Genomic DNA, 20,484 nt, shown 5'->3' with positions numbered 1-20,484 from the left:
GGCGTCATGGGGCGGTCCATCGCCGAGATCGTGCTCGCCGGTCCGCGGGGATTCTGCGCGGGCGTCGAGCGGGCCATCGATATCGTGGAGCTGGCTCTGGAGGTCTGCGGTCCGCCCGTCTACGTGCGACGGGAGATCGTGCACAACGGGCACGTGGTGGACCAGCTCCGGGCCAAGGGCGCCGTCTTCGTGGACGAGCTGAGCGAGGTCCCCGAGGGCGCGACGGCCATCTTCAGCGCTCACGGGGTGTCGCCGGCGGTGCGGCAGGAATCCTTGCAGCGGGGCCTGCGGATCATCGACGCCACGTGCCCCCTCGTGACGAAGGTGCACCTGGAGGCGATCCGCTACGCCCGGGAGGGCTATTCGATCATCCTGATCGGGCACGAGGACCACGACGAGGTCATCGGGACCCTCGGCGAGGCGCCCGACCGGATCATCGTGATCGCCAACGGGGCCGAGGTCGAGGCCCTGGACGTCCCCGACCCCGACAAGGTGGCCTACCTGACCCAGACCACGCTGTCCGTCGACGACACGCGCGACGTCATCGACGCCCTGCGGCGCCGGTTCCCCACGATCGTGGGGCCCTCGCGCGACGATATCTGCTACGCCACCCAGAACCGGCAGGCCGCCGTCAAGACGGTTGCCGGCGATGTCGACGTGCTGCTCGTGATCGGCGCCGCCAACAGTTCCAACTCCCTGCGGCTCGTCGAGGTGTCGTTGTCCACCGGCACCCGCGCGTACCTGATCAACGACGTCCGCGACATCAAGCCGGAGTGGCTGGAGGGCGCGCGGCGCGTGGGCGTCACCGCGGGGGCGTCGGCCCCCGAGGTGCTCGTCACCGAGGCCGTCGATGCGCTCCGGCGCGACGGCGCCGACGTGCGCGAGGTTCAGGTGGTCGACGAGAACGTCCGTTTCGCGCTGCCGGCCGAGCTCGAGCAGATGGCCCACGAGCGCGGCATCACCCTGCCGTCGCGCGCGATCATGCGGCAGAGCATTTAACAGGGCACGGGCACCCGGGCTTCGCCACGCCCGTGCCCCGCCGGAATCACCCGGCGCGGTATATTTCCGACGCGATCGGAGTCGCGATCTCCTGAGATATTGAACGCATGAGTTTCCTCTCGCACGTCGAGTGCTCCGTGTGTGGGCAGCGGCACGATTGCAAGCGCCTGCTCACCGTCTGCGAGCGGTGCGGGCAGATGCTGGTGGCCCGCTACGACCTCGAGCGGGTGGGCGCCCGGCTCACGAAGGACGCGCTGCGGTCCCGTCCGCCCGGGATGCACCGCTTCCGGGAGCTCACCCCGCTGGACGAGGGCGAGGAGGCCGTGACGCTGGGGGAGGGGGGCACGCCCTTGCTCGTCATGCCGCGCCTGGCCCGCCATCTCGGCTTGACGCAGGTTCTGGCCAAGGACGAAGGCCAGAATCCCACCGGCACGTTCAAGGCCCGGGGCCTGGGCATGGCGATCACGCGGGCCCGCACGCTGGGCGCCCGCGGTTTCCTCATCCCCTCGGCCGGCAACGCCGGTGGCGCCGCCGCGGTCTATGCGGCGCGAGCCGGGCTGCCTTGCGCCGTGATCGTTCCTCGTGACACTCCGGCGGCGGCCATCGCCGAGGCCCTCATCGCCGGAGCCCGCGTCTTCACCGTCGAGGGCACCATCGCGACGGCGGGGCGGATCACGGCTCGGGTGGCGCCCGCGAGCCGGGGCTGGCTCGACCTCTCCACCTTGAAGGAGCCGTACCGTCTGGAAGGCAAGAAGACGATGGGCCTCGAGCTCGCCGAGCAGCTCGGGTGGGCCGAGCCCGATCTGCTCGTCTACCCCACGGGCGGCGGCACCGGCCTGGTAGGGATCGCCAAGGCCTGGGAGGAGCTCACGGCGCTCGGCTGGCTCACGGGGCCGCGGGCCCGCTTCGTCTGCGTCCAGGCCGAGGGGTGCGCGCCCGTGGTCCAGGCCTGGCGCGACGGCGCGGAGACCACGGCGGCGTGGCCGAACCCCATCACCTCCGCGCCAGGCCTGCGCGTGCCGTCGCCGTTCGCCGGCCGCCAGATGCTCGGCGTGCTGCGCGCGAGCGGCGGTGAGGCCATCGCGGTCGGCGACGACGCGATCCACGAGGCCCAGCGCTTGCTGGCCCGGCTCGAGGGCCTCTGGACGGCGCCCGAGGCCGCCGCCACCGTGGCGGCCCTCATCGAGATGACCACCCGCCACGCCGTCTCCGCCGACACCCGCGTCGTATTGGTCCTCACCGGCTCTGGGCTGAAGAACCCTCCACCACCGCTTCCCCCGCCGCTGCATTTGACAGGAACCGAAGAAGGAATCGCCGCCCAAGTCCAAGCCGCGCTCGCGCGATAACGTCTTTCGTTCGGGCGGCGGCTTTGCCGCCGCTCCTATTCGGGGGGAGTTTCGGAGGGGGCCGTCGCGCCCCTAAGGGCGCGCCAGTGTATGCCCCCTCCGACGTCCCGGCGGGGCATGGGCGTGGCGACAGCCCGGGTGCCCATGCCCTGTTTGTGATAGCATCGCAGCCGCAGCGCTCGCCGCCTGGGAGGTCTCGGTATGGCCATCGAAATGGGCAAGATTCGCAACGTGGGCGTCGTCGGCCACGGCGGCGTCGGTAAGACATCGCTCGTGGAGGCGCTGCTGTTCACCGCCGGCGCCGTCACGCGGCTGGGGCGGGTCGAGGACGGCACCACGACCTGCGACTTCGACCCCGACGAGATCAAGCGCCAGATCTCCATCAACACCGCCGTCGCGTATTGCGACTGGAAGGGGCACCGGATCAACGTCGTCGATACCCCCGGGTACGGCGACTTCATCGCCGACGCCCGCGCCGCGCTCCGCGTGGTCGAGTCGGCGATCGTCGTGGTCGATGCCGTCGCCGGCGTGCAGGTGCAGACGGAGAAGGTGTGGAAGTTCGCCACCGAGTACAACCTGCCCCGGGCCGTGGTGATCAACCGCCTCGATCGGGAGCGGGCGGACTTCTTCCGCACGCTGGAGTCGTTGGGGCGCCGGCTCAAGGGCCGGCTGGTGCCGGTCCACGTGCCCATCGGCGAGGAGAGCGGGTTCCAGGGGTTCGTCGACCTGGTCAAGATGAAGGGATTCACCTTGGCCGACGGCAAGCTCCGGGAGGGCGACGTGCCCGCCGCGGCGGCGGACCGGGCCCGAGAGTATCGGGAGAAGCTGGTGGAGGCGGCCGCGGAGACCGACGACGACCTGCTCAGCAAGTACCTCGAGGAGGGCTCGCTCGGCGAAGCGGAGATGCTCAAGGCGCTGCGGGCCGGCATCGCCGAGGGCAAGCTGGTGCCCGTGCTGGCGGCGGCCGCCACCAGGACGGTAGGCGCGGCCGCGCTCCTGGACCTCCTCGTCGACTCCTTCCCCTCGCCCGCCGACGGCGGGGAGGTGAGCGGCACCGACGTCAAGACCAAGCAGCCGGCCACCCGGGCCCCGGACCCCAAGGCGCCGGTCAGCGTCCTGGTGTTCAAGACCCTCAGCGATCCCCATGTTGGCAAGCTCAGCCTCTTCCGGGTGTTCAGCGGCACGCTCAAATCCGAGTCGACGCTGCTCAATCCGGCTCGGACCGCGCGGGAGCGGATGAGCCACGTCTCCTGGCTCATGGGCAAAACGCCGAAAAACGCGGAGACGCTCGGCCCCGGCGAGATCGGGGTGGTGGCCAAGCTCAAGGAGACGCTGACCGGCGACACGCTGACCGACGAGGGCCAGCCCTTCGAGCTGCCGCGCATCGTCTTTCCGGAGGCGGCCATCTCGTTCGCCATCCAGCCCAAGAGCCGCGGGGACGAGGACAAGATCTCCAACGCCCTGGCTCGCATCGCCGAGGAGGACCCCACCGTCCACTACCACTTCGACGCCGAGACCAAGCAGCTGCTGGTCTCCGGTGTCGGCAACCTCCACGTCGAGATGGTCGTCGACCGCATGAAGCGCAAATACAACGTGGACGTCAACCTGCTGCCCCCGCGCATCCCCTACAAGGAGACCGTCAAGGGCCGGGCCGAGGGGCAGGGCAAGTACAAGAAGCAGACCGGAGGCCGCGGCCAGTACGGCGACACCTGGCTGCGGGTGGAGCCGCTGCCCCGCGGGGGCGGCTTCGAGTTCGTCGACGATATCTTCGGCGGGGCCATCCCCCGGAACTACATCCCGTCCGTCGAGAAGGGCGTGCGGGACTGCATGAAGCGCGGCATTCTCGCCGGCTACCCGGTGGTGGACCTCAAGGTGACGCTCTACGACGGCTCCTATCACGACGTGGACTCCTCGGACATGGCCTTCCAGATCGCCGCGTCCATGGGGCTGCAGAAGGTGTTCGTGGAGGCCAGTCCGATCCTGCTCGAGCCCGTCATGAACGTGGAGATCACGTGCCCGTCGGATGTCGCGGGCGACGTCATCGGGGACGTCAACTCCCGCCGGGGGCGGATCGTGGGGATGGAGCCGGCCGGGGAGACGGCCGTGGTGCGGGCCCAGGTGCCCATGGCCGAGATGCTCACCTACGAGCCGTCGCTGCGATCGATGACCGGCGGCCGTGGCGGCTACTCGATGGAGTTCTCCCACTACGAGGAGCTACCGGCGTTCCTGGCCGAGCGCGTGATCAAGGAAGCCAAAGCGGAGCGGGAGAAGGCCGAGAAGCACTGAGCGCGCAGGAAACTCTTGCGCCCGCGAAATGCTGCGTGATAGATTCCGCAGCACGCAAGATGTTGGGTACTTCTTCGGCTCGTCTCTCGACACGCTGACGCGGTGTTCAAGAGGACTTTCCCGCGCAACTTCCTGTTCCGCCGTGCGGCCACGCGCGGCGCGCGCACCGAGTCGCCGCACGACGTGATCATTGGCGACCACCCCGGGTCGGCGACCCCGGGGTCGTCCGAACCGGACAAGGGGGGACAGATCAGGATGAGCATCGTGGAGACGTCCGAAGCCCGGCAGCAGATCGAGCGCTGGATCGAAGAGAGTCAACTCCTGCTGGGCCGCACTATCCCCAGTGTGCTGGAGGACAACCAGCGGCTGCGGGACAAGCTCACGGGGGCCCAGGAGGAGTCCGACCGCGCGCGGGAAGAGGTGACGGCGCTGCGCCGAGAGCTCGGGACGCTGCAGTCGGATCTGGAGACGCTGCGCGGCCAGTACGAGTTCCTCAAGTCGGAGCAAGCGGCCGTGACCGACGCGCTGGGCCGGGCCGTTCATCACATGAGCCAGATGGTGCAGCCGATCAACGAGATGGTCGCGAAGCTGCACGTGACCCAGGCGCCCAGTCTAGAATCCGCGCTGCGCTGATCGAGCGGAACGCCGCCGGCGTCCGGGCGGTCTGGGAGCCGGCGGCTTCGCGCATGCTACACTCTGCGCCCGTCATGAGCGGCGTCTTCGCCGGGCAGTACGACGCGTTGGTCGGACGCCCCTGGCCGGTGTGGGGCGCCGCTGTCCTGGTGGCCACGGTCAACGTGTTCCTGTTCGCCTTCGACCGACCGTGGACGGCCTCCGACGGGCTGCGCAACTGGGGCGACTGGGTGCTCGTCGGGCTGGGCGTGCTGCATCGTCCCGACCTGTTGCCGCCGTGGTTCTACTCGGGCTCGCTCCTGAATCTGGGTGTGTTGCTCGGCGGGCTGGCCGCCGCCCTGCTCAGCCGAGAGTTCGCCATCCGGGTGCCGCCGGCCGGGGAGCTGGTGAAGGGCGCGGTCGGCGGGCTGCTCATGGGCGGAGGCGCCATCCTGGCCTTCGGCTGCAACATCGGCGGATTCTTCTCGGCGACGAGCGCCCTGTCGCTGGCCGGCCTCGGCATGATGCTGGGGCTCGGCGCCGGCGCGTTCCTGGCCATCCGCTATCTGATCTGGGAGATCGGCCACCGGCCGTCATGGTCGTCCGGGCCGGCGCGCGTCTACGCGGCGGCCCACGGCGGACGCCGCCAACCGCTGGCGGGCGGGCTGCTGCTGCTGGCGTTGCTCACCCTGCCGTTCGCGTACAGCGGAGCGGGGTACGCGAACCAGGGCGTCTTCCTGCTCTTCGGCGGCGTGTTCGGGATCATCTTCCAGCGCTCACGCTTCTGCCTGGTCCGGGCCTTCCGCGAGCCCTTCATGACCGGCGACGCCGCGCACACGCGGGCCACCGCGCTGGCCCTGGGCATCAGCACGCTCGGTTTCGCCATCCTCAAGTTCACGGATCTCAAGGATCGGTCGGAGTGGGTCTTCGCCGCCGCCGGGCCCGGCGCGCTGGTGGGTGGCCTGCTGTTCGGCATCGGCATGACGCTGGCCGGCGGCTGCGGAGCCGGCTCGATCTGGCGTGCCGGGGAAGGGCACGTGAAGCTGTGGGTGGCCGTCGCGTGCTTCGCCCTGGGGGCCTCGCTGGCGCGGCTGGCCCTGACCCAGCTCGGCCTCGGCGGCGCCCTGGGCGTCGCCGTCTTTCTCCCGGCCGTCCTGGGCTGGGGCGCGGCCCTGCTGGTGATCCTGGGCGTGGCGGCGGCGTGGGCCCTGGCCGCCACCTGGAACGAGCAGACGGGCAAGCTGTCGGCGCTGAGCTGACCGCAGGCGGGAGGGATCATGGCGCTGATGACACGTCGGCGATTCTTGCAGGTGGGCGGGACCGCGCTGGCCGCGGGTGGCCTCGGCGCCGGCTGCGCCCGGCCGATGAAGGGGGACTTCCGGCCCAAGAGGGGACGGCGCGTCGTCATCGTCGGCGGCGGCTGGGGCGGCGCCACCGCGGCGAAGTACGCCCGCCTGGCCGATCCCTCGATCGAGGTCATCCTGTTCGAGCCCAATCGCACGTTCGTGTCGTGCCCGTTCAGCAACCTCGTGCTGAGCGGGGTGCGGACCATCGACAGCATGACCTTCGATTATGGCGGGCTGCGGAAGCACGGCGTCGACGTGATCCACGAGACGGTGACCGCCATCGATCCCGCGGCCCGGCGCGTTAGGGTCGGCGAAGGGTACCTCGCGTACGACCGCCTCATCGCGTCGCCGGGAGTCGAGTTCCAGTGGAGTCAGGTCGAGGGGCTGGTCGAGAACCGGGACAAAGTCCTGCACGCCTGGAAGGCCGGGCCGCAGACCGTCGAGCTGGCCCGGCAGCTCGCCGCCATGCCCGACGGCGGCGTGTTCGTCCTCTCCATTCCGCCGGCCGCCTTCCGCTGCCCGCCCGGCCCCTACGAGCGGGCGTGCCAGGTCGCCTGGTATCTGAAGACGCACAAGCCGAAAGCCAAGCTGATCGTGCTCGACGCCAACCCGAACGTCATCTCCAAGGCGGGCCTCTTCCGCGCGGCCTGGAAGGCCTATCCGAACCTCGAGTATCGCGGGTCGAGCAAGGTGGCCAAAGTGGATCCCGGCCGGCGGGAAGTCACCACGGAGTTCGGCGACAAGGTCACGTACGACGTCGTCAATCTCATCCCGCCCCAGCGCGCCGGGGCCATCGCCGCGCAGGCCGACCTGGTCGGGGCCGACAAGCGCTGGTGCGAGGTGAACCACGTCACCTACGAATCGGTCAAGCACCCGAACGTCCACGTGGTGGGCGACTCCACGACCGGCCTGCCCGTGCCCAAATCGGGCAACATCGCCAATGCCATGGGGAAGATCTGCGCCGTGGCCGTCGCGCATCTGATCCAGGACAAGCAGCCGCCGGTCCTGCCCCCCGGCAACACCTGCTACAGCTGGGTCAACGACCGCGAGGCGATCGCCGTGGTCAACGCCTACAAGATCGAAGGGGGCAAGGTCGTGCAGATCGAGCAAAAGCTCACGCCGGGCCAGAGCGCCGCCGTCGCCCAGAACGCGATTGGTTGGGCCACCAGCATCTGGCGAGACATGCTGGCCTGAAGGAGGCACGATGCAGATCATCCTCGCGGTGTTCCTCGTGCTCGCCGCCGGCGGGGTCGCCGGGGCCGGACCGCTCGACGGCCCGGGCGCGCTGAAGACCCTCAATTGCGTCGTCTGCCACGGTCCTCAGGGGCAGAGCCCGTCGGACAGCATGCCCATCCTGGCCGGCATGTCCGCCGCCTACTTCAAGAAGGCCATCGAGGACTATGCGGCGGGACGGCGCCCGTCGCCCGAGATGGAGCCTTACGCCAAGCAGGTGCTCACCCTCGGCGTCGACGACATCGCCGCCTACTTCGCCGCCCAGCCGCGCACGGCCACCGCGGTGAAGGTCGACGCGGCCGCCGCCGAGCGGGGCCGGGCCGCGGCCACCCAGTGCTCCATCTGTCACGGCGACCGCGGCCAGGGCGACGCGGCCAAGCTGGTGCCCGATCTGCGCGGCCAACCTCCCGGCTACCTGCGCAACCAGATGCTGCTCTTCAAACAGGACCGGCGCAGCCCCGGGGATGAGCGGCTCAAGCCCGTCAAAACGTTGATGAAGACGATCCCAGACGACACGCTGGCCGACCTGGCCGCGTACTTTTCAAGCCAGCGCTGAATGTCGGCCATCATGGCGGCGACGCTCTTCGGTCTCGGCGTAGCCGGAGCCTTCGCCGCCGGCCTGCTGGGCATCGGGGGCGCGCTCATCATGATCCCGCTGCTCCTCTACGTGCCGCCCCTGCTCGGAGTCGGCAGCCTCGACGTCAAGACGGTCGCCGCCATCACCATGGTCCAGGTTTTCGTGGCGTCGCTGACGGGGATGCTGGCGCACCGGCGGTACGACGCCGTGAACGTCGACCTGGCCTGGATCGGAGGTACCGCCATGGCCGTGGCGTCGTTCCTCGGCGCCCTGCTGTCGAAGTACGCCCCCGAGCGATGGCTGCTCGTGGTCTTCGCGCTGATGGTCACCGTGGCGATCGTCCTCATGCTGATCCCGCTGGATTCTGTCGAGCCCGTTCACGCAGGCGAGCGGACGCGATACAGCCCGGCGCGCATCGTCGCCGTGGCCGGCGCCGTCGGTCTTGCCGCCGGCTTCGTGGGCGCGGGCGGAGCCTTCCTCCTCGTGCCGCTCCTCCTCGTGGTTGTCGGCGTTCCCATCCGCGTGACCATCGGCAGCTCGCTGGCCATCACCGCCGTGGCGGCCATCGCGGGCGTCGCCGGCAAGCTGATCACCGGTCAGGTTCCGCCAGGGCCGGCGGCCGCCGTGGCCCTGGGCGCTCTGCCGGGCGCCCCCCTCGGCGCGGCGGTGAGCCGGCGCCTGGGCGTCTGGCCGCTGCGCCTCATCCTGCTCATGTTCATCACGCTCACCGCGGCCCGCGTCTGGTGGGACGTGGCCGTGCGGTAGCGCCCGACCCGTGCGATACGGCTTCGTGATCGATCAGCGCCGGTGCATCGGCTGTCACGCCTGCACTGTCGCCTGCAAGGAGGAGAATCAAGTCCCCCTCGGCGCATCGCGGACCTGGGTGAAGTACGTCGAGCGGGGGACGCTGCCCCACACCCGCCGGTACTTCGCGGTGCTGCGGTGCAACCATTGTGACGACGCGCCCTGCGTCACCATCTGCCCCACCGTGGCCCTCTACCGCCGCGGTGACGGCATCGTGGATTTCGACGGCCAGCGCTGCATCGGCTGCAAGTCCTGCATGCAGGCCTGCCCCTATGACGCCCTCTACATCGATCCGACCACCGGAACGGCGGCCAAGTGCCATTACTGCGCCCACCGCACCGAGCTGGGGCTGGAGCCGGCCTGCGTGATCGTCTGTCCCGAGCAGGCCATCATCGCCGGCGACCTCGACGATGCGACGAGCCAGATCGCCCGGCTCGTGGATACCGAGCAGGTGCAGGTGCGGAAGCCGGAGCAGGGGACACGCCCCAAGGTCTTCTACATCGGCGCCGACACCGCGGCCCTGACGCCGTCGCTCCAGGTCCCGACGGCCCACTACCTCTGGGCCCAGCGCCCTGCGGACGAGCTCTCCCTGGTCGACATGGTGCTCTCGGGCCAGCAGGCAGACGCCGCCGGCGACCATGCCCGGGCGCGCACGGTGTACGACGTGCCTCACCAGCCGCGCCCGTGGGGCTGGAAGGTCTCGACCTACCTGTGGACGAAATCCATTGCGGCCGGGGCCATCCTGGTCGGCGTGCCGCTGATCTCGGACGCCCGCTCCACACTCGTCGCCGCGCTCATCAGCCTGGTGCTCCTGGCCCTGACCGCGGGACTCCTCATCGCCGACCTCAAGCGCCCGGACCGTTTCCACTACCTGTTGCTCATGCCGAACTGGCGGTCCTGGCTGGTGTGGGGCGCCTGGATCCTGATGGCCTTCGGCGCCGTCGTTGGCATCGGGGCCCTGACTTCGCTGGCCGGAACGGTCATCGCCGGCCCGCTCGCTGTCGCCGCGATGCTGCTGGCGCTGGCGACCGCGGGCTACAGCGCCTTCCTGTTCGGGCAAGCCGAAGGCCGCGACTTCTGGCAGAGCCCGCTGAAGCTGGTGCATCTCATCGTCGCCGCCGTGGTCGCCGGTAGCGCGGTCCTCCTGCTCGCGGCGCCCGGGTGGGAGCGCCCGCCGGCATCCGTCACCTCCGAGGGCGGCGTGACGACGATCATCGATTACGCCGGCCCCCAGGCCGGTCTTCTGGTGCCGCTGCTGGTGCTCTCGCTCGCCGCTCACGCCTGCCTGGTGATGGTCGAGCTCCTGAGCCGCCACGCCAGCCAGGACGCGGGCCTGGCGGCCCGGCTGCTCAGGCGGGGGCCGCTACGCCTGCCGTTGTGGGGCGGCGTCATCGCGGCCGGCGTGCTGGCCCCGATCGCGGCTGGGATCGCCGCCACCGAGTGGGAGTCGGCGCCGCTGAACGTCGTCGCCGCGCTCCTGGCCCTCGGCGGCCTGTGGCTCTACGAGGATCTCTGGATCCGGGCCGGTCAGTCCGTGCCGCTCAGCTGATGCAGCCGCTCAACCCGACCGCTCGCGACCTGCCGCCGCCCGCCAGCGGGCTCATGAGCTTTCCGCCGCGGGAGCGCTGGGACGATTGGGAGGAATACGATCCCGCCGCGTGGCCCCGCAAGGTCAAGCGGCGCTACTCCCTCATCCCGACCATCTGCTTCAACTGCGAGGCGGCTTGCGGCCTGCTCGCGTACGTCGACCGTGACCGGCTCCAGATTCAGAAGTTCGAGGGCAATCCGGCGCATCCGGGCAGCCGCGGACGCACCTGCGCCAAGGGTCCGGCCACGCTGAACCAGGTGAACGATCCGGAACGGATCCGCTACCCGCTCCGGCGCGTCGGTCCCCGCGGGGGGGGCCGCTGGGAACGGGTCACGTGGGACGAGGCCCTCGACGACATCGCCGCCCGCATCCGCCAGGCGCTTGTCGCGCGCCGCCCGCAGGAGGTCATGTACCACCTGGGCCGGCCCGGCCACGAGCTCGTCTACTTGCAGCGGGTGCTGCACGCCTGGGGGATCGACGGCCACAACAGCCACACCAACGTCTGCTCGGCGAGCGCGCGGGCCGGCTACGCCTTCTGGATGGGGATGGATCGCCCGTCGCCCGACCACGCCCACAGCCGGTTCATGCTCCTGCTCTCCTCCCACCTGGAAACCGGTCACTACTTCAACCCGCACGCCCAGCGGATCATCGAGGGCAAGATGCGGGGCGCCAGGGTGTGCGTCATGGACACCCGCCTGAGCAACACCGCCGCCATGGCCGACTGGTGGCTGGCTCCCTGGCCGGGCACGGAAGGGGCGGTGCTGCTGGCCATGGCCCACGTGCTCATCCGGGAGCGCCGCTACGACCGTGAGTTCGTGCGGCGGTGGGTGAACTGGGAAGAATACCTGCGCGCCGAGCGAACCGATCTGCCCGTGACCTTCGAGGCCTTCGAGCGAGCGCTCGACGAACGGTATGCCCAGTTCACCCCCGAGTTCGCCCAGCAGGAGAGCGGCGTGGACGCCGCCACCATCGTCGAGGTCTCCCGGGCCATCGCCGACGCCGGCCCGGCGCTGGCCACCCACATCTGGCGCAACACGGCGGCGGGCAACCTGGGCGGCTGGCAGGTCGCCCGGGCTCTGCAGCTGCTGGTCGTGCTCATGGGGGCGGTGGGGGCGGAGGGCGGCACGGCCCCGAACGCCTGGAACAAGTTCATCCCCGCCCCGCCACTCATGCCACCGCCGGCTCAGGTGTGGAGCGAGCTGCTCATGCCCCGCGAGTACCCGCTCGCCTTCTTCGAGATGAGCTATCTCTTGCCGCATTTCCTGCGTGAGGGCCGCGGCAAGCTCGCCATGTACTTCACCCGCGTGTACAACCCGGTCTGGACGAACCCCGACGGCATGTCGTGGATCGAGATGCTGACCGACGAGGCCAAGATCGAGCGGCATGCCTGTCTGACTCCCGTGTGGAGCGAGACGGCATGGTTCTCCGATTTCGTATTGCCGATGGGAGTCGCCTCCGAGCGCCACGACCTGATGTCCCAGGAGACCCACGCCGCGCGCTGGATCGGATTCCGGCAACCCGTGCTTCGCGTGGCCCTGGAGCGCCAGGGCCGCACGTTCGACTGGACCTGGCAGGCCCACGAGGCGGCGGGCCTCGGTCAGGTGTGGGAGGAGGACGAGTTCTGGATCGAGCTGTCCTGGCGCATCGACCCCGACGGCGCCCTGGGCATCCGCCGTTACTTCGAGTCGCCCTACCGCCCCGGGGAAAAGCTCCGCATCGAGGAGTTCTATCGCTGGATCTTCGAGCACAGCGTGCCCGGGCTGCCGGAGGCCGCCCGGGCCGAGGGGTTGACCCCGCTGGGCTACATGCGGCGGTACGGCTCCTTCCTCGTCGACGAGGGCCCGTACCGGCCTCACGAGCAGGCGCTGGCGCCCGCCGCGCTGGCCGGCGCCTCGATCGATCCGCGCACGAAGCTCGCCTCGAAAGATGGCCGGGTGGTCGGCTGCGAGGTGGATGGAACGGTGCGGGCGGGCTTTCCCACGCCGTCCCGGAAGCTGGAATTCTTCTCCTCGACGCTCAGCGACTGGAAGTGGCCGGAGCAGGCCGTGCCCGACTACCTGCGCAGTCACGTCCACTGGTCGCGCCTGGATCGTGACCGTGGCGAGATGGTCCTGCTCCCGACCTTTCGCCTGCCCACGCTGATCCACACCCGCTCGGGCAACGCCAAGTGGCTCTACGAGATCTCTCACACCAACCCGATCTGGATCCATCCCGAGGACGCCGCGCGGGTCGGGGCCCGGACCGGCGACCTGCTGAAGGTCAGCACGGCCATCGGCCATTTCGTCGATCGGGTATGGGTCACCGAAGGCCTTCGCCCGGGCGTCATCGCCTGCTCCCACCACCTGGGACGCTGGCGGCTTCAGGAGGACAGTGGAGGCGAGCGCTGGTCCACCGCGCTGGTGGACCTCAAGCAGCTCGAGCCCGGCCGGTGGCGCATGCGGCAGATCCACGGCATCGAGCCGTTCGACAGCGACGATCCCGACTCGCGGCGCGTCTGGTGGACGGAGGCCGGCGTCAACCAGAACCTGACGTTCCCCGTGCAGCCCGACCCGGTCAGCGGCCAGCACTGCTGGCATCAGAAAGTTCGCGTGTCCCGGCCCGACCCCGACGACCGCTACGGCGACATCGTGGTCGACACCAACAAGGCCCACGAGGTCTATCGGGAGTGGCTGAGCCTCACCCGTCCGGCACCGGGCCCGGGCAACCTGCGCCGCCCGCTGTGGCTGCCCAGGGCCTTCCGCCCGGCCGACGAAGCGTATCGGATCCAGTAGTGCGGCGGCGCGGCGCGGTCGCGGCGCTGCCGATCCCGGGCTGTCTGACGGGCGCTTGCGGCCCCGACGTGCCCGATCTCGTGGGGAGTCCGTGGAAGGCTCTCGAGATCGAGTACTGCACCCCGCCCCACCCCGGGGATTGACGATGATCCTCACCAGCTATACGAACGAGCTGCGCCTGGATCTGGTCTCGGGCCAGCGGTGGAAGCTCTACTACCGCACCACGCCTACGACGGTGACATTTCACGATCCCGATGCGAGGGAACGCTCGTTCGTTGTCGACGTCTCGGAGACCCTGTACGCGCGGCTGGCGTCGGTGTTGACCGAGTCGGGCGGGCAGCCGATCTCGCTCAAGGGCGATTGCCGGATTCCGTCGATGGCGGGGAAGTAGCCGGGTTCGGGCGAGCGTCTGAATTCGCAGACGTTCCGTGCGACCGTCGACATTGGTGACACAGCAGACCGGCCGTCCAATCTGTTACCTATCTTTTCGGTCCGGACCTTCGTTTTCGCTTGACAGGTTTTCGCGGGCGCTCCTGCGGCACATCGGCGGTGCTGCGTAGAGGCCCGTTCTGCGCCCGCTGCGGAGCAAACGAACGGCGATCGAGCGGCTCACCACAGAAAATTGCGACTGGGCCACGATCGCGGCTTGTCACGCCTTGCAGAGGCGTCGGAAATCGGGGTGTAGAGTCGCCTCAAGCAGGGGGGCGCCATGGAAATTCACTCGCCGATTCGTGTTGCCATTGACGACTGCACGGCAAATCACGCCAGGACCGCAGAGCTCGACCGGCTGGGCGACGAGATTGCCGAGCTGGCCGCTCACCTGGACGCCGCCACTGCTCGCCTCCTGGATCTGATCCGCGTGTTTGACGCGCGCGGCGGCTGGGGCAACGGGTTCAAGTCCTGTGCCCACTGGCTGTCGTGGCGGGTAGGGATGGACCTGGGTGCGGCGCGCGAGCGCGTCCGCGTGGCGCGGGCTCTGGGCGGACTGCCGTTGCTGGCCCAGGCGTTGGCCCGCGGGGAGCTCTCGTACGCCAAGGTGCGGGCTTTGACCCGCGTGGCCACCGCCGAGACCGAAGAACGCCTGCTCGCGGTCGGGCGGGCCGGCACGGCCGAGCACGTCGAGCGGATCGTGCGGGGCTGGCGCAAGGTCGACCGGCAGGCCGAAGCTCAGGAAGCCGCACGGCGGCACAAGAGCCGAGCGCTGCACGTGTATCAAGATGAAGACGGCATGGTGGTCCTGCGCGGGCGGCTGGAGCCCGAGGTCGGCGCGCTGGTCGTGCAGGCGCTGACGGCGGCCCGGGAGACGCTGTATCAGAAAGCGCGCGCCATGGAGCAGCAGCGCCCCGCCGAGATGGACCCCGGCTCGGCCGACGTTCCTGCGGGAGCATCGTCCTTTTACCCGGACACCTCCACGATGGCTCAGCAGCAGGCCGACGCCCTGGCGCTGCTGGCCGAGACGGCCCTGCACCACGGGCTCGAGCCCGGGACCCCGGACGAGCATTATCAGGTGGTGGTCCACGTCGACGCTGAGGTCCGGGCGGACCAGGACGCACCCGGTCAGTCCGTCCTCGAGGAGGGCACACGCGTTTCCTATGAAACTTAGGTCGAGTCAGGCGGCCTTCTCCGTGAGCACGACGTCATAGCCGAGCCTTTGAAGATGGCGAACGTGGTGGCGTCGAACGCGTGCCGCGTCGCGACGAGTGAAGTAGTCGGCCCCGAGATCCTGATGGCGCACGCGATGAGTGAGCATGTGCCAGAGGGCGACCAGCATGGCGTGCTGCACGGCGACGATCGCCTTCTTGGGTCCGCGCCGCCCTTTGAGGCGGTAATAGAGCGCGCGGTAGTAGCTCTTCTTGACGTGGCCGGCGGCCCACGCCGATTCCTGGAGCGTCGCCCGCAACCAGGTCGCGCCTTTGCCGGTCGTGGCGGGCTGGCGCTTGCCGGCGCTTTCATGATTGCCGGGACACAAACGCGCCCACGAGGCGAAGTGTGCAGCGGACGGGAACGAGGCCATGTCGACACCGGTCTCGGCGAGAATCGCCTGCGCCGCGCGGGTCGCCACCCCCGGCATGCTCTGCGCGAGTGCCACGGCGTCAGCAAATGGAAGGATGGCCGTCTCGATCCGAGCATCCAGGGTGGCGATGTGGACGTCGAGCGCGTCGATCAGCGACAAATGCTGTTGCAGCAGAAAAGCGTAGTGCGGACTGAGGCCGCCCACCAACGCTTCGCGAAGGGCCAGCCGCTTCTTCCGAAGCAAGCCCTGTGCGAGCTCGGCCAGCTGATCCGGATCGTCAACGCCCGCGATCAAGGCTTCGAGGATAGCGCGGCCCGTCTTGCCCATGAGGTCGCTGATGACACTGCCGATCTTGATCTGCGCCAACTCGAGTGTCTTCTCGATGCGATTGACGTGGTGACCGCGTTCCCGGATCAGCGTCTTGCGCAGGCGGGTCAGGTCTCGGAGGTCGCGCACCGCCGCCGGCGGGACGAAGCTGCTGCGGAGCAGACCACATTCGAGCAATTGGGCCAGCCATTCACAGTCCTTCATGTCGGTCTTGCGGCCCGGGACCATTTTTACATGTCGCGCGTTGACGAGGATCACGTTCACGACGCCTTCGAGCGCCGCATACACCGGCCGCCAATACACCCCGGTGGACTCCATCGCCACGGTGGTGGCGCTATGGGCAATCAGCCAGTCGGTCAGCTCGGTGAGACCCCGCTTCGTGGTGGCAAAGGTCTTTCGCTCGCTGTGGCGCTCACCGTACTGTGGTCCCGGCACCCGCACAGCGGCCACGACGGTCGCCTTGTGTACGTCGAGGCCCGCACACCGCGCGTTCACGATCTCCATGGCGGTCGCCTTTCCGGACGGAGCAGGGCGTTCATGGGTGAAGAATTTCCTGATGCGTGATCACAGCGCACACGCTGTGTCGACACGATGGGGTACCTCCAAACGCCCCGGGTCAGGTTCCGCGACGGGCTCTATGGCACCAGTAACGCGACGACCTCCGCTCGTCCGCGTCACAGCATATAAAGTTTCAGTGGGACGGGGAGTGGCGCCAGCCACATGATGGGTTCCGCGGAAACGTCCCGGCGCCTGGCGTGCGATGCCCGGCGAGTTGTGATGCGCCACGACCAGGCCGGCCGCCTGCTGGAAGTCGGCGCCCGAACGCGGACGATCCCGCCCGCGTTACGCCGGGCACTCCAGCACCGCGACCGCGGCTGCCGCTTCCCCGGCTGCGGCGTGCGCTTCGGCCAGGGGCATCAAATCCGCCACTGGGCTCAAGGTGGCCCAACGACACTCTCGAACCTCACCCTGCTGTGTCGCCGGCACCACCGGGCGGTCCACGAGGAGGGCTTTCAGGTCGATCGCGAACCCGATGGTGCGCTGAGATTCCGCCGGCCCGATGGGCGGCTCCTCGCAGAGGTTCCGGCGCCGCCCGCAGTGCCGACCGACCCCGCGCACGCGCTTCGCTCACACCACGCCGCGCAGGGCCTCAACATCCACCCACGGACGTCGTGTCCAGGCTGGCTGGGGGAACATCTTGATGTCGGCTGGGCGATCGACGTCCTTCATCCACGGGCTCTCGGGAAGTTCCCCTCATCGCCCCCTGAGTCCGGGGAGAAGGCTGACTAGCGGCCCCTCCAGCTCTGAAGTGCGCGTGGCGGCCTCGCCCGTCTAGAGAGCTCCGCCTCCCGGATCAGCTCGGTGACCATGAAGACGAGGCGAGCCTCGCCTCTGCGGCCGCCGAACGCCGCCCGGTGCACGGCGTCGATGGCCGCGAGATCCTCCGGCCGGGCGGGGCGGATCTCGACGCTCAGCTCCGCCGGTGGATGCCGGCGCCGGTCAGGTAGTCGTAGAGATTGGCGACGTTCATCCGCATGACCCGGGGGGCCATGCCGTCCTGCTCCACGTCCATCGGGTAACGGTCGGTCATCGCGGTGAGGGTGGCCACGCACTCGTCCCTGGTCAGGCCGCGGTCGAGGCCACTCTCGACGTAGGCCACCCATTCCCGGATGAAGGCCTCTTGCTCGTCGAGATACCGCTTGTCGCAGACGGGGCCGTGGCCGGGAACGAAGACTTCTTCCCGCAGGCTCCGCAGGGCGTCCAGGGCCTGGAGCCAGCGGTCGGGATCGGCTTCCTGAAGCCAGGTCTGGACCTTGCAGAAGATGTTGTCGCTGGTGAAGACCACGCCCTCCTCTTCCACGATCACGGCGGCCTGATAGGGCGTGTGCCCGGGCATGTGGACCATGCGAAACGTGTGCTGGCCCACGTGCAGCCGCATCTCGCGCTGGAACGTGATGATGGGGGCATTGGGCCGATATCCCTCCAGCAGCTTCGGCTCCTCGGGACCGAAAGACGCCACGCGGGCCACGTGCTCGGCCATGTCCGTGGTCAGGATCCGGGTCCGCACGCCTTCGTGAGCGACCACCGGCACCTGGAAGAACGCGTTGGCCGTCCAGTGATCGCCGTGGGGCTCGGTGTTGAGGATGTAGCGGAGCCGGCCGCGCCGCTCGATCTCGGCGCGCAAGCGCAGGGCGTCGCTCGGCTTGAACGGGCCGTCGATGAGGACCAGACCATCAGACGTGGTGACGAAGCCGTGGTTCGACCCGCGCAACCCGGTCTCCACGTGGACGTTGGCCGTGAGCTGTTTCATGGGCCACCCCCGTGATCGGTGGTCGCGTGTGGTGCCCCCTCTCATACCACAAGTGCGGGTGCCCCGCCGTCGGCGCTCTTGACGGCCCCTTCGTCGGCGCTGTATACCGCTCGAACGGAGGACGCCATGCCTACAGTGCTGCCGCAGACCGCCACCTGGTTCACGTACTTCCCCGAGGACTACCGATGGTCGTCGGCCGTGTGTGGGATTCTGAGCAGCGCGCCCTGGGGGGGAAGCGACATCGGCGAAGTCGACCGGGCCTGCCGAGGCCTGCGCAAGCACGTGGGCGACGACACGGCGTGGTTCGAGGCCTGGCGCGCCGAGGCCGACCGCGTGGCGGCTCTGGCCCGGGAGGCCGAGCAGCGTGGCCGGAAGATCACGGCAGCCAGCGCGTATCTCCGCGCCTGCGACTACTACCAGATGGGCGAGCGCTTCCGCACGCCGAAAGACGAGGCGGCGCTGCAGGCGTACCGGCAGGGTGTGGAGTGCTTCAAGCGCTTCGCTGGTCTGACCGAGCGCCCACGCATCGAGGTGGTCGAGGTCCCCTACGAAGGCGGAAGCTTACCGGCGTACTTCGTGCACGCGGAGAACACCCAGCTGGCCCGCCGGCCTTGCGTCGTGTTCTTCGACGGGCTCGACATCACCAAGGAGCTACAGTACCTCCGCGGCGTTCCCGATCTGGTCCGTCGGGGGATCGCCTGCCTGATCGTGGACGGCCCGGGCACGGGCGAGGCGATCCGCTTCCGCGGCCACTACCTGCGTCACGACTACGAGGTGGCGGCCCGCGCCGCCGTGGACTACCTGGTGCAGCGACCCGACGTCGACCCCGAGCGCCTGGGGGTGATGGCGGTCAGCCTGGGCGGCTATTACGCGCCCCGGTGCGCCTCGCTGGAACCCCGCTTCAAGGCCTGCATCGCCTGGGGCGCCATCTGGGACTATCACGCCACCTGGAAGCGGCGCATCGAGGCGGGCTTCCGCGCCTCGATGTCGGTGCCCGGCCACCACATCTGCTGGATTCTCGGCGTGAACAGCGTCGAGGAGGCCCTCAAGAAGCTGGAGCCGTTCCGTCTGGACGGCGTCGTGCAACGCATGCGCTGCGCCTTCTTGCTGACCCACGGGGCCGACGACGAGCAGATCCCCATGGCCGACGCCCGGGCGCTGTTCGAGGCGGTCGGCTCCGCGGACAAGACCTTCCGGGTCTTCACCACGGAGGAGGGAGGCTCCCAGCACTGCCAGCGCGACTACCTGACCCTCGGCACCAGCGTCATGTTCGACTGGCTGGCCGAGAAGCTGTGAGGAGACCATGGCCAAGCTGAGCAAAGCCGACGTGTTGAAGAAGGCCGAGGAGCTCAAGAACTGGGGCAAGTGGGGTCCCGAGGACGAGCTGGGCGTCCTCAACTACATCACGCCTCAGGACATCGTGAACGCGGCTCGGCTCGTGAAGAAGGGCAAGGTTTTCCGGCTCGGCCTCAATCTCGACGAGAACGGCCCCCAGCGCGGGTTGTTCGGCGGGCGCTGGAACCCGCTCCATCAGATGCTGGCCACCGGCACCGACGCCGTGGCCGGCAAGCACGACGTGACCCCGGGCCTGCGCTACGCGGATGACGCCATCAACCTGCCCACCCAGGCGGCCACCCAGTGGGATGCGCTCGCCCACGTCTTCCTGGGCGACAAGATGTGGAACGGGTACCCGGCGACCCTCGTGGACAGTCGGGGCGCCCACAAGAACGGCATCGAGAAGTTCGCCAACAAGATGGTGGGCCGGGGCGTCCTGCTCGACGTGGCGCGGGTCAAGGGCGTGGCCTGCCTGCAGGACGGCTATGGGATCACCGTCGCCGATCTCGAGGCCACGGCCCGGCAACAGAAGGTCGAAGTCCGCCGAGCCGACTTCGTCATCATCCGCACCGGGCAGATGGAGGACCGCCTGCAGAAGGGGGAATGGGGCGGCTATGCGGGGGGCGACGCCCCCGGCCTGGCCTTCGAGACGCTGGACTGGATCCATGCGAAGCAGATCGCGGCGATCTGCAGCGACACCTGGGGGATCGAGGTCCGCCCCAACGACACGCCGAAGGATGTCTTCCAGCCCTGGCATCTGGTCACGATCCCGGCGATCGGGATCGTGCACGGCGAGATCTTCTACGTGAAGGAGCTGGCGGAGGACTGCGCCGCCGACGGCGTCTACGAGTTCTTCTTCTGCGCGCCCCCGCTGGTGATCACCCGGGGCACGGGCTCGCCGATCAACCCGCAGGCCATCAAGTAGCGGACCGGCG

Annotated in this window: 16 protein-coding genes; 14 read left to right on the top strand and 2 right to left on the bottom strand. The window is 69.3% G+C overall.

The window, feature by feature from the left end; genetic code table 11:
• Window positions 1-6 precede the first annotated feature (6 nt).
• From ispH to VFR64_19480, 12 genes are all read left to right on the top strand, one after another.
• Window positions 7-999, top strand: a complete 993-nt coding sequence (gene ispH / locus VFR64_19535; protein HET9491927.1) for a 4-hydroxy-3-methylbut-2-enyl diphosphate reductase — start codon at window positions 7-9, stop codon at window positions 997-999.
• Window positions 1,000-1,106: 107 nt separating this feature from the next.
• Window positions 1,107-2,345 carry a threonine synthase gene (locus VFR64_19530; GenBank protein HET9491926.1) on the top strand — a complete coding sequence of 413 codons (1,239 nt, stop codon included), beginning with the start codon at window positions 1,107-1,109 and terminating at the stop codon, window positions 2,343-2,345.
• A 201-nt stretch (window positions 2,346-2,546) separates the two neighbouring features.
• Window positions 2,547-4,631: an elongation factor G gene (gene fusA / locus VFR64_19525; protein HET9491925.1), complete on the top strand. Its 2,085-nt coding sequence runs from the start codon at window positions 2,547-2,549 to the stop codon at window positions 4,629-4,631.
• Between the two features lie 102 nt (window positions 4,632-4,733).
• Window positions 4,734-5,264 carry a hypothetical protein gene (locus VFR64_19520; GenBank protein HET9491924.1) on the top strand — a complete coding sequence of 177 codons (531 nt, stop codon included), beginning with the start codon at window positions 4,734-4,736 and terminating at the stop codon, window positions 5,262-5,264.
• Window positions 5,249-6,502: a YeeE/YedE thiosulfate transporter family protein gene (locus tag VFR64_19515; GenBank protein ID HET9491923.1), complete on the top strand. Its 1,254-nt coding sequence runs from the start codon at window positions 5,249-5,251 to the stop codon at window positions 6,500-6,502. Before VFR64_19520 ends, VFR64_19515 begins: the two co-directional genes overlap by 16 nt.
• 27 nt (window positions 6,503-6,529) lie before the next feature.
• Window positions 6,530-7,783, top strand: coding sequence for an FAD/NAD(P)-binding oxidoreductase (locus VFR64_19510; protein ID HET9491922.1), 1,254 nt, complete (start codon window positions 6,530-6,532; stop codon window positions 7,781-7,783).
• 10 nt (window positions 7,784-7,793) lie between these two features.
• Window positions 7,794-8,378, top strand: a complete 585-nt coding sequence (locus VFR64_19505; GenBank protein ID HET9491921.1) for a c-type cytochrome — start codon at window positions 7,794-7,796, stop codon at window positions 8,376-8,378.
• 12 nt (window positions 8,379-8,390) lie between these two features.
• A complete protein-coding gene (locus VFR64_19500; GenBank protein HET9491920.1) occupies window positions 8,391-9,164 on the top strand; it encodes a sulfite exporter TauE/SafE family protein in 774 nt (257 codons plus the stop codon).
• Between the two features lie 10 nt (window positions 9,165-9,174).
• Window positions 9,175-10,752 (top strand): 4Fe-4S dicluster domain-containing protein, encoded by a 1,578-nt coding sequence (locus VFR64_19495; GenBank protein HET9491919.1) that lies wholly within the window; start codon window positions 9,175-9,177, stop codon window positions 10,750-10,752.
• A complete protein-coding gene (locus tag VFR64_19490) occupies window positions 10,752-13,562 on the top strand; it encodes a molybdopterin-dependent oxidoreductase (GenBank protein HET9491918.1) in 2,811 nt (936 codons plus the stop codon). The genes VFR64_19495 and VFR64_19490 overlap by 1 nt, the downstream gene beginning before the upstream one ends.
• 145 nt (window positions 13,563-13,707) lie before the next feature.
• Window positions 13,708-13,953, top strand: a complete 246-nt coding sequence (locus VFR64_19485) for a hypothetical protein (protein ID HET9491917.1) — start codon at window positions 13,708-13,710, stop codon at window positions 13,951-13,953.
• Between the two features lie 318 nt (window positions 13,954-14,271).
• Window positions 14,272-15,165: a DUF222 domain-containing protein gene (locus tag VFR64_19480; GenBank protein HET9491916.1), complete on the top strand. Its 894-nt coding sequence runs from the start codon at window positions 14,272-14,274 to the stop codon at window positions 15,163-15,165.
• A gap of 6 nt (window positions 15,166-15,171) precedes the next feature.
• On the opposite strand, the gene VFR64_19475 is transcribed toward VFR64_19480, so the two are convergent.
• Complete coding sequence (locus tag VFR64_19475; protein HET9491915.1) at window positions 15,172-16,407, bottom strand: IS110 family transposase; 1,236 nt, start codon at window positions 16,405-16,407, stop codon at window positions 15,172-15,174.
• Window positions 16,408-17,374: 967 nt separating this feature from the next.
• The gene (locus VFR64_19470) at window positions 17,375-18,214 is read right to left on the bottom strand and encodes an MBL fold metallo-hydrolase (GenBank protein HET9491914.1); all 840 of its coding nucleotides are present in this window, start codon (window positions 18,212-18,214) and stop codon (window positions 17,375-17,377) included.
• Between the two features lie 126 nt (window positions 18,215-18,340).
• Here VFR64_19470 and VFR64_19465 point away from each other — a divergent pair, with 126 nt between their 5' ends.
• Together VFR64_19465 and VFR64_19460 are read left to right on the top strand one after the other, a co-directional pair.
• Window positions 18,341-19,510 carry an alpha/beta hydrolase gene (locus tag VFR64_19465; protein HET9491913.1) on the top strand — a complete coding sequence of 390 codons (1,170 nt, stop codon included), beginning with the start codon at window positions 18,341-18,343 and terminating at the stop codon, window positions 19,508-19,510.
• 7 nt (window positions 19,511-19,517) lie between these two features.
• A complete protein-coding gene (locus VFR64_19460; protein HET9491912.1) occupies window positions 19,518-20,474 on the top strand; it encodes a cyclase family protein in 957 nt (318 codons plus the stop codon).
• The last annotated feature ends 10 nt before the right edge of the window (window positions 20,475-20,484 follow it).

The sequence above is a fragment of the Candidatus Methylomirabilota bacterium genome (genome assembly GCA_035709005.1).
GTDB lineage: Bacteria > Methylomirabilota > Methylomirabilia > Rokubacteriales > CSP1-6 > 40CM-4-69-5.
The sequence above is the reverse complement of the archived record's forward strand: the minus strand, read 5'-3'. Positions and strand labels throughout refer to the sequence as shown.